The organism is Streptococcus sp. DD04 (genome assembly GCF_001578725.1).
Lineage (GTDB): Bacteria > Bacillota > Bacilli > Lactobacillales > Streptococcaceae > Streptococcus > Streptococcus sinensis.
In genome coordinates, this window is record NZ_KQ968977.1 from 36730 (window position 1) to 47086 (window position 10357).

At 43.8% G+C, this 10357-nt stretch carries 7 protein-coding genes; all 7 read right to left on the reverse strand.

The genetic code is table 11. The annotated features are described in order from the left end of the window. Positions 1-309: 309 nt before the first annotated feature. On the reverse strand, positions 310-3597 hold the full coding sequence (locus tag STRDD04_RS03050) for a pneumococcal-type histidine triad protein (RefSeq protein ID WP_062199256.1): 3288 nt from the start codon (positions 3595-3597) through the stop codon (positions 310-312). A gap of 9 nt (positions 3598-3606) precedes the next feature. After that, positions 3607-4545 (reverse strand): metal ABC transporter solute-binding protein, Zn/Mn family, encoded by a 939-nt coding sequence (locus STRDD04_RS03055; protein WP_062199259.1) that lies wholly within the window; start codon positions 4543-4545, stop codon positions 3607-3609. 315 nt (positions 4546-4860) lie between these two features. Beyond that, entirely contained in the window at positions 4861-5199 is a 339-nt protein-coding gene (locus tag STRDD04_RS03060) for an ATP cone domain-containing protein (RefSeq protein WP_037617483.1), read from the reverse strand. Beyond that, complete coding sequence (locus tag STRDD04_RS03065) at positions 5130-5720, reverse strand: GNAT family N-acetyltransferase (RefSeq protein ID WP_231853876.1); 591 nt, start codon at positions 5718-5720, stop codon at positions 5130-5132. The genes STRDD04_RS03060 and STRDD04_RS03065 overlap by 70 nt, the downstream gene beginning before the upstream one ends. A gap of 340 nt (positions 5721-6060) precedes the next feature. Further along, positions 6061-7389, reverse strand: coding sequence for a branched-chain amino acid transport system II carrier protein (gene brnQ, locus STRDD04_RS03070; RefSeq protein ID WP_062199261.1), 1329 nt, complete (start codon positions 7387-7389; stop codon positions 6061-6063). 640 nt (positions 7390-8029) lie between these two features. Further along, the gene (locus STRDD04_RS03075) at positions 8030-9802 is read right to left on the reverse strand and encodes an ABC transporter ATP-binding protein (RefSeq protein WP_062199262.1); all 1773 of its coding nucleotides are present in this window, start codon (positions 9800-9802) and stop codon (positions 8030-8032) included. Between the two features lie 9 nt (positions 9803-9811). Further along, positions 9812-10357, reverse strand: a 546-nt coding sequence (locus tag STRDD04_RS03080; RefSeq protein WP_156469041.1) for an ATP-binding cassette domain-containing protein, incomplete at its 5' end; no start/stop codon positions are given.

Here is a 10357-nt window from a genome sequence, read left to right on the forward strand (position 1 = left end):
TAAGTGTAAAAGAATATGAGGATCCCTTTAGGGATAGTGGTAAGTAGTACTAAAGTCTCTTTAAGAGGCAAGTGACGAGTCAAGAGCAATGAGGCTTGAACAACGTGAAAGCCAGCGTCTTTAGGCGCTGGCTGGTGATTTGGGCTTATAGCCCTGGTACAAACCACCCGTTAGACGGGTGGTTATGATTCTATTTCCTAATTCTGATCCAATTTCCAGAGTAAAATTTATCCTTGTTGAACCTACTCCAACACATTCTGGAACACAGAAGTTTTCCTGAGAGACAGCATTGATTAAACCGCCTACCTCTTATTGTCCTGCTACTTCATTTGTTGAAGGATCTTGAATAGAAGACTGAGCCGACCTTTCTTGCATGGTATTGCCCCCTTGATCCTTTGATTCTGGAGCAGTGTTATCAGAGACTGCTTGACTGGGACTATCGCTTGCTGAATCTTGAGTCTCACTTGACACCTTAGCAGAGGCAGCTTCCATAGATGTTTCAGCAGATTTCCCTGCTTCGGAATCTTTCTCTTCAGATTTACCTGCGTCAGAGAGCAGATTTTCAACTTTACCCTGATGTTGAAGGCCTTCGATAAAAATCTGAACTTCTGTAAGCAATTCCTCTTTATTGACCTTGTTATCCGCAAGCTTATCAAATAGAGCATCTAACTTAGTAAACAATTCATCCGAGGCATTTTGCTCCTCAAGCAACTTATGGGCAGCCATGAGGAGGACATAGATTTTCTTATAGAGCTCTTGGTCTTTCGGACTGCTTTCTGCTTGCTGAGCTTTGATGGTCTCAACCATCTTAGCCAAGAGAATCTTGCCATCTGCTAAAATAGCTTCTCTATCCTTGCTGGCTGCTTGTAAATCTGCCCGAAGTGCCATTAATTGATTCTTATAATCTTCCTGACTAGCAGAATCTTTGATTCTTTCTAAAAGCGTTTGCCCTTGCTGGAAGAGAGCTTGGAAAGTTTCATCCGGAATCTCTACTTTTGGCTGCGGTGCAAATTCACCGTACAATTCTTTCAAGAATCCATAGATAGCTGTTTTGTAGTTTTGATCATCAGTTTTTTCTGTATCTAGAATTGTTTTACCCTTTGCTGGAGCCGTCTCACCACTAGCAAGAGCCATATCAACTTCTAGCTTCGTCTGATAGAGATCCAAGAACAAGGCTTTCAAATCAACCGCTTCGATAAAGGCTTGTGACTTGTAGAGCTTCATAGCTAAGTCTGCAACTTTTTTACGAAGCTCTGGCTGCAATCGTGCATCATCGACGGCTAAATAAAAGGCCTTGAGATATTCAACAGAAGTTACCCCTGTCCGGTCTTGATAATCTTGAAGACTGGTCAGCAGTTGATCGATTTCATTTATCTTGACCTCATTTTTCTCAATCTTTGCCATCTGTAAGTCACTGAGCAAGGAAGTCTTATTGACATTGTAGCTGTCTGTTTCCAAGCGTTTGATTTTATCGACCAGTTCCTGATATTTCTTATCTACTTCCGTCAGCTTCTCAGTTTGGGCGCTCTTATCTACGTGAATATAGTGCTTATCAAACTGCTCCAAACTAGCCAAATAGCCAGCTGTCGAATTGCTTGGCAATTGCTTCATGGTTTCTACAAAGTTTCCTAAAGCAAGCTCAATTCGGCGCTGCATCAACAGATCGTCAGCATAAATCGCTCGACTCGCTGTAAGCAGAGCTTCCACTTTCTCAAGAACGGGCTTTTCACTATAGGTTCCGGCCTGATAGGCTGATTGTAAGGCTGGCAGTTTATTCTTTAGACCTAAGTCAACACCTTTAGACTGTACACGAATGTAATGATTGTGGTCCCCATGGGGAATAACAAACTGACCATTTTCTACTTGAATGCTGTAAGGCGACAAACCTGAACGCAGAGCCGTTGTATAGAGCTCATTTAAAAAGTCCAGCTCAGGATTCCCAGTTTCTAAAGGAATACGGACATGCTCTTTTCTGACAGCATAAGGGTGGATATGAGTCGGGTCATAAGCTTGATCTGGATTGTTAAAGACGAAGAAGCCTTTGGAAATCTTAATCGCTTCGCGCGGAACTCCATAAGTCTTGGAGATATAAGCCATCTTTTCCTCATCACTGGCATCGCGAGAATAGCGATCATATTCTGCGCTGACTGGACTGGACTGGCTTGAATGTTTTTGCTTAGCCAAGTTAGCTTCTGCTGCTTCAATTTGATCTGCCGTCAAATCCTTTTTAAAGAAGTAATGAGCATGACCTCCATGTTGAACAACATAACCTTCCTCATCTTTTGAGATGACAGCTTCCGCATGGAAACCATGCTCGTGCTCAGACTGAGACGGTAGCTGAGGCTTCAAAGCTTGCAGAGGATCTCCCAGCGGCTGATAGGTATAACCTATAGGAATCAAGCGGGCAATCTTTGCTTCCAAGTCTGACAGCTTGTCATAAGGAATGAAATGATGGTGGTCTCCGTGGGGGATAACAACCCCCTTCTCTGTCCGACGACTAATTTTCAACGGGTCAAATACTACGCCATCCCCTTCATGGTAGCGCTGAGACTGAGGCAGGGCATAGAGTTGCTGCAGCAGACTCGGCAAGGAGGGCTGAGATGGTTGAGACGGCTGGAGCGGATTGGATGGACTCGGCTGAGAAACCGCTGAGCCAGGACTTGGCTGCTCAATCTTTGAATGATTTGGCAACTGTGGACTCGGATTTGACACAGGTCCACCCTGACTGCTAGCACTATTCTGGTTCCAAGTATTTGAAGAAGCTCCTGCCCTAGCGTACTCAGGCTGATTCGCCTTTCCACCTGCCCGCCTGCTATTCCAATAGCTCTGAGCCGCCGCTAATTCTGCTGGCGACAGCTCGCTCTTCGGGATGTAGTGAAAATGACCTCCATGCGGCACGATAAAAGCATCGCCAGTATCCTCGATGACGTCAGAGGGACTGAAAGTATAACCATCATCCGTCCTATATCCCCCTTGGCCTTGGTAAGAAACTCCTGCAAGGTCTGCGGCTGTCTTTCCCGCAGCTAGGTACTTGCTGGGCTGGCTGAAATCTCGAGTCCTACTCGCTTTTGTACTGGAGGATTTGGCGCTATCGCCTTCTTCCTTGGTCTTATGAAGCTTCTTCTGCCGGGCAATCTCCTCAATTGAGCGGACATTGCTGGTATGCTTGGCATCCTTGAGGTAGAGATAATACTTCCCCTCCACCTTAATGATATAGCCATCCTTAACCTCATTGACAATATCTGCCTCCTGAAGCGTGTAGTTAGGATCTCGGATAATCAGCTCTTCACTGATAATAGCATCGAAAGGCACCTTGCCATCAAAGTAATGATAATGGTCTCCGTGGGAAGTGACGTAGCCCTGATCTGTGATTTTCACGACAATCTGCTCCGCTTCAATACCTTCCTCGTCATTGATTTGGTCAGATATCAAACTTTTATTTTTATCCGTCTTGCCATCCGAAGTCTTGTCCTCAATATAGGCTACTTGGTTATCTTTGATCTGGGGTCGGGATTGAGCTTGCCATTGGATGAGCTCATAAGTTCCGAATCCGAGAGCTAGGACAGCGACAGAAGCAAGAAAATATTTCTTTTTCATGATTCTCCTTTATTCTTTCAAATCTTTAGCTAAAACAGCTAGATTTTCTTCTAAATTTTCTAAATAAGACAGTTGATTGGTTGGGTCTGCTTCCAGAGGATTCAGCTCCTTAATTTTTACACCAGTCGCCTTGACCAAAGTCTGGGCGATTTTCGAGGAAGCATTGCTTTCCACAAAAATGGTCCGCACCTTGTGCTCCTTGACAAAGTCTTCTATCTCTGTCAGCTGGCGTGGACTAGGCTCCTGCTCTGGTGAGATACCAGCAATGCCCAGCTGGGTCAGCCCAAAACGCTTGGCTAGATAAGAAAAGGCGGTATGCTGGGTGACAAAGGTCTTGTTGGGCACTTTATCGAAAATCTTCTGGTAACGCTCGGTCAGCTCCTTGGCCTGTTCTTGAAATTTTCGAGCATTAGCCTGATAAGTCTCCCGATGGTCGCTATCCAGCTCCGACAGCTTGTCGGCAATAATCTGAGCTTCCTCCGCAGCTTTTTGAGGATCCAGCCAGGTATGGGGGTCATAGAGTGTCTTCTCATCCACTCCCTCTCCTGCTTGGACATCTTCTAAGCCTACGACCCGATCCAGCTCCATACCTTGAGAAGCCTCAAGGACCTGAACCTTAGAATGCTGCAAACTCGGATTGAGCTCGCCTGCCCAAGACTCCAAAGTCCGGGAGTGGTAGACAAAGACATCTGCATCATAGATAGCTGCTACGTCATTAGCCGAAGGTTCAAAATCATGAATGCCGCTGCTAGACTGAATCATGCGCACATCATTCAGGTCCCCCGATATAGCCTTGACCATAGAATAGATAGGATAAAAACTCGTCACAATCTTCAAGCCTTGGGATGGATTAGCGTTGCCAGACTCCTTCTGAGACTGACAGCCCAATAGACATAGGGCCAGAGCCAGCAAACTTAGCCAAGTTGCAATTCTCTTACTTTGTTTCATAAAATCTCCTTAATTATCATTAACCAGTTAATTAACTGGTTAATATCATACACTTTATCAATATTTTTGTCAAGTTATTTTGAAAAATATCAAAGAAAAGAGGAAAAAGGGTAGCAAAAAGGAGAAGACCAAACTGATCCTCTCCAGATTTTAGCTTTTCTCTAATCGTTACAGTTGACAATGAAGCGCAACAACCCATAGATTCTCACTTCCCTCGCTCCTATATTTTCAGATTCGAGCTAAATAGCGTTGATACCCTCATTTCAAACCAAGCATCACCTACGTCCCACAATACAGCTGTATGAGGAACTACTTTTATCGGATCTGCTCAAAATGCAGATGAACAGCGATATGGTCTCCGTAGCCACTACGTTCCAAATCACGCTGCAAGCGGTACGAAATGTAATGCTCAGCAATGGTAATGTAGCCCGCTCCCAAAAGACGATTCTCTACCATGGACTGAATCATGCTAATAGTCGCGCGCTCTACCTTGGCTTCTTCCAAATCTAAAACAACTTTTTTAGTCACCAAAGCCAGATTTTGACGGAGATCGTCCGTCAGAACATACACAGTCTGTGCTGCCTTCAAAACAGCTTGATAAATCTTATCTGGGTCAAATTCAACAACTTCACCGCTACGCTTAATAACTTGCATAAATGCTCCTTTTTATTTTTAAATATTTCTGAAATAGTGTAAATCCCTGGCCTGACTACTATCAATCCAATTTTCAGTAGCATTTTCAAAGCCAAAGCCTTCTTTTCGTAGAAAGAAATACCGAGAGTATTTCCTTCGGTCACTGTGACAGCTTGTTCCACAGCTTGATGTTCCGATTTTTGATAATCCGTTAAGGTACGGACCAAGGCATGACCAACTCCCAATCGTTGAGCTCGAGGCAAAACATAGAGAACATAGATATTAGCTCTACCGTCCTCCCCCATACCGCCTCCAATGCATCCGAGAGCTTGGTCATCTGTTTCTGCCAGCCAGTAGCCATTCCATTCAGGAGAGAGCTCGGTCAAGTCCTTTACTAAGCGCTCTTGACTGTAAAATATTTCAAAAACTCGCTGGATGTACTGGGAGGAGTAGATTTCTTGATAAGTGCTTAGCCAAGTTTCGGTACAAATGTCCTGAATAATCTGCCAGTCCTCTTCGCTGGCTTTACGTATAAGCAGCACCATCACCTCCAGAGCTCAAAGCTAATGATCTCCTTTTCATTATACAATCTTTTTCATTATTTTTCAAAAGAAACTCCCTATCTGCATAATAACCAAATGATGAAAAACAATCACAGCAACATTAGCTCTTATAAACAAGTTTAATTCCCCCATTTTACTGATTCAGCACAAAAACTGGAAGAACTCCCCAGTTCACAACCATTTTCCCATATGCAGATTATCCTCATTGCTGACCTCTATTCACTAAAAGCCATTAATATTATGCTATTTTTAATGAAAAAGAAAAATCCAGCGAATATCGAAATTTCACTGGTTTTTTAAGAACTTAGATTTTGCAGAATCAATCTAGCTCAAAACGCTCACTCTTTTGTTTATTTGGCAGAAAAAGTGAAAGAATAATACCTGCTATGGCTGGGAGTAACCAAGGAAGAGAGGCTCCGGCAAGAGGCAGAGAATTTATCATATTCTCTAGCCCCTTTATTTTAAACTGGGGCGCCAAAACGCTGGCCGCAGCAATCAAAGCAACTATGGCAATCGTAAACTGCATCCCAGGTTTCGAAAGTGGCAAAATTTTATTAACAATCACAATCATAACAATGGTAATCGTAATTGGATAAAGAATCATCAGGACTGGGAGTGAATACTGGATAATGGCATTGAGCCCAAGATTGGCTATAGCAAAGCCTATCAAAGTAAAGACAGTCGCATACACTTTATAAGATAATTTAGGAAAAGTATTATGGAAAAACTCACCAGTTGAGACAATGAGACCAGCAGTCGTTGTAAAGCAAGTCACCGTTACCATGACCGCTAGGAAAATCTGAGCCGCTGAACCAAAAATTGCCTGAGTTGCTGAGGAAAGAACAGAAGCTCCAATATTCGCCCCTTGAGGCAGTTGAGCTGTATCAAGCGGGAAATGATTCCCCAAAAATCCGAGTCCAATATACAGGATGCTAAAGCCCATGGCTACAAGGATACCAACCACCCAGATTGTTGAAACATATTCTTTTCTATTTTTAAATCCGAGCTGGTTCAGGGTCGCTACAGCAACCACACTAAAAGCAACTGAGGCCAGAGCATCCAGAGTGTTATAGCCTTGAAGGAAACCTGCGCCAAAAGCGGCCCCAGCATACTCAGCAGTAGCGGGCTGGGGAGCAGCCACTCCATATCTGAACGCCCCAAGAACAACCAAAACGACAATCAAAATCGCGAAAATTGGAGTCAGATAGCGGCCGATACTGTCCAAAATCTTTGATGGATTAAGAGCGATGATATACGCCAACACAAAATAAATTGTGGTGAAGACAAAAAGCCAAATCGTATGAGAATCTGCCGGCAGCATTGGCTCAATTCCGACAGAGAAAGCTGTTGTAGCGGTCCGTGGAATGGCGAAGAAAGGACCAATCGAAAGATAGAGAACCACAAGATAAGCAATTGCAAACCAAGGAGCAATTTTTTGTGAAATTTCATCCATATAACCTTTAGGATTCGAAGCTCCGACAACCAAAGTCAAGATGGCAATCCCAACTCCAGACAAAACAAACCCTGCAATCGCTGGCCAAAATTGAGGACCCGATTCCAACCCAAGCTGAGGGGGGAAAATTAGATTTCCAGCTCCAAAAAACATTCCAAATAAAAGCAAGCCTGTTAAAGCACCCTTTTTAATCATTAGAAACTCCTCTCCCACTTTAAAATGCTTTTCCATTATAACTATAAACTCACTTTTCTGCAAGATATTTGGATAAGTTATACTGAATAAAAGGGATTTATAATACAAAATATGCTTTAATACGAACTTAATGAAATTAATTTTGATTTAATTTGAATATTTAGAGAGCCTTTTTTGATAATCGTAGCTTGTCAAAGAATATAGCACTTCGCTTTTAAATCTTAAAAAAAATTGTTTTATATCGAATTTTTTCTTTATTAAAAATGCTTTTATGGTGTACTAGGAACATGATTTTACGCTGGAGACTTTCTGTTGCTAGACTTATTCTGCCTGTGTTCAAGAAATTACCTATGTTTTTATCCTCTACTGCAACTGGCCTACATCTTCCTTGAACTCCGACTCTTACCTTAGTTCAGCTCAGGAATCAATCCCTTATTTTTACAAATACAAAATAAAATATATAGTCAATCATCATTTTTTTGATCTGACAATTGCTCTAGGCACCACACGACGTGGAACTGTCCTATCGTAAAAGCAGATATGAGTTCTTAAACATTCCTCACCCAAATCTCAGTCAAATTCTTCAATATTTTTCGTCATTTTTAAAAGGAAACTCAGCTGAGTTTCCTTTTATATATATCTAGGCTTCTTTCTTGTCTGAAAATTGGCTCATATACAAGTCATGATAGAATCCCTTGTCGGCCAGCAGCGACTCGTGATTGCCCTGCTCAATGATTTGTCCATCCTTGAGCACCAAAATCTTGTCTGCTTCTTGGATAGTGGACAAGCGGTGAGCAATGACAAAGCTTGTCCGCCCCTGCATGAGAGTTTTCATGGCTTTCTGAATCAAGAGCTCCAAACGAGTATCAACTGAAGAAGTCGCCTCGTCCAAAATTAGAATCTTAGGATCGGCCAAGAGAGCCCGTGCAATCGTCAGGAGCTGCTTTTGCCCTAGCGAGATATTGCTAGATTCCTGATTCATTTCCATATTGTAGCCACCTGGTAAGGTGCGGATAAAGTAATCTACATTGGCTGCTTTAGCTGCTTCCACAATCTCCTCATCGCTAGCTTCAAGGTTACCAAAGCGGAGATTTTCCTTGATAGTCCCTTCGTAAAGCCAAGCATCCTGCAAGACCATACCAAATTGCTTGCGATAGTCTTGACGGGATAGCTGGCGAATATCGTGGCCATCCACGCTGATAGAGCCTTTAGTCACATCGTAGAAGCGCATGAGCAGGTTGATCAGCGTCGTCTTACCAGCTCCGGTCGGTCCGACTATAGCCACCATTTCACCCGGCTTGACTTCCAGATTAAAATTGCGAATCAGTGGCTTATCTGCTACATATTGGAAGTCTACATCTTTGAAGCTGACTTGACCGGTCAAGTCCTTGTCTAGCTGGACAGTATTATCCATGACTTCATCTGGCTCATCCAAAATCTGGAAAATCCGATCCAGCGAAGACTTGGCACTCTGGAGCTGACCTGCCAGCTGGGTAAGGTTTTGGATAGGCTGATTGACCTGCCAGACGTACTGGACAAAGGCTTGCATATTCCCGATGGTCAGCTGACCAGCAATAACCTGCAAACCGCCTACCAAAGCGACGATAAGATAGGTCAAATCAGAAATTGCATTAAGAACCGGCATCATGAGCCCTGAGATAAAGCTGGCTTTAAATCCGACTTCCTGCAGATTTTGAGTAATCGCTCGAAAATCCTCAGCTGAAGTCTCTTCCCGACCATAAAGCTTGAGAACATTAAAACCTGACAGATTTTCCTGAACGAAGCCATTCATAGCACCCAAAACATCCGCCTGCTGCTTAAAGTATGGCTGGGATTTTTTGAGGATAAATCTAGCTCCCATATAGGTCAGAGGAATGCTGACGATAACGATCAAGGCCAGCTGGACATTCAGATACAGAACCATCCCGATGACCAAAATCAGGGTCATGACGGCATTGACCACCTGCAAAAAGCTTTGTTGGAGAGCATTTGAGACAGTCTCCACATCACTGGTGAAGCGCCCAATCAAATCACCGAACTGGTGCTTGTCAAAATACGAAACAGGAATTTGATTGATCTTATGACTCAGCTCGTTGCGCATGTCGCGGACAGTGCTCTGCACAGCATTGGTCATGAAATAGTTAGAAAAGTAAGAACCAATCTCATAAAAGAGGGCACGAATGAAGTAGAGCAGCATGATCCAAGCAATATAACTGCTATTGATAGCTGCACCGGGTACTCCCTTGGCCATATCCAGCAGATTTTGCGTCAGTTCTGTGATGGCAAGACCTAGGACAAAAGGCTCTAGGACACTCATGACCACGCTGACAATCTTGAGGAAGACTGCAAGAAGCACGGCGGCTTTATAGACTTTTAGATAGCCCCATAAGCGGACAAAACTATTTTCTTTCATCTCTTCCTCCTATTCTTCTGTTAGTGATTGACTATTAAGCTGGGAATTGGCGATTTCGCGATAGATGGCATTCGTTTCCATCAGCTCTTCATGCCGGCCGCGACCCACGATTTCACCCTTGTCTAAGACAATGATTTGATCCGCATCCATAATGGTTCCGACCCGCTGAGCCACGATGAGAACCGTTGCATCCTGCGTTACTTCCTTGAGTCGGCGGCGCAAAGTCGCATCCGTCTTGTAGTCCAGCGCCGAGAAGGAATCATCAAAGATATAAATATCTGGCTCCTTGACAACCGCACGCGCAATGGACAAGCGTTGCTTTTGTCCACCCGATAGATTGCTGCCGCCTTCAGCCAAGTGCGTCTCGTAGCGTTCTTCTCTGCTCTCGATAAAGTCGCGAGCCTGAGCCACATCTGCTGCTTGATTGAGCTCTTCAGAGCTAGCATCTTCCTTACCATAGCGGATATTTTCAGCGATCGTCCCGGTAAATAGCAGAGCTTTCTGCGGGATAAAGCCAATCTTCTGACGGAGAGCCTTGAGCTTATAGGCGCGGAC

Bases quoted from the DNA above. Each gene is read 5' to 3' on its own strand.
- STRDD04_RS03075 (WP_062199262.1), bottom strand. From the start codon at position 9,802: ATGAAAGAAAATAGTTTTGTCCGCTTATGGGGCTATCTAAAAGTCTAT.
- STRDD04_RS03060 (WP_037617483.1), bottom strand. From the start codon at position 5,199: ATGCAAGTTATTAAGCGTAGCGGTGAAGTTGTTGAATTTGACCCAGAT.
- STRDD04_RS03055 (WP_062199259.1), bottom strand. From the start codon at position 4,545: ATGAAACAAAGTAAGAGAATTGCAACTTGGCTAAGTTTGCTGGCTCTG.
- brnQ (WP_062199261.1), bottom strand. From the start codon at position 7,389: ATGATTAAAAAGGGTGCTTTAACAGGCTTGCTTTTATTTGGAATGTTT.
- STRDD04_RS03050 (WP_062199256.1), bottom strand. From the start codon at position 3,597: ATGAAAAAGAAATATTTTCTTGCTTCTGTCGCTGTCCTAGCTCTCGGA.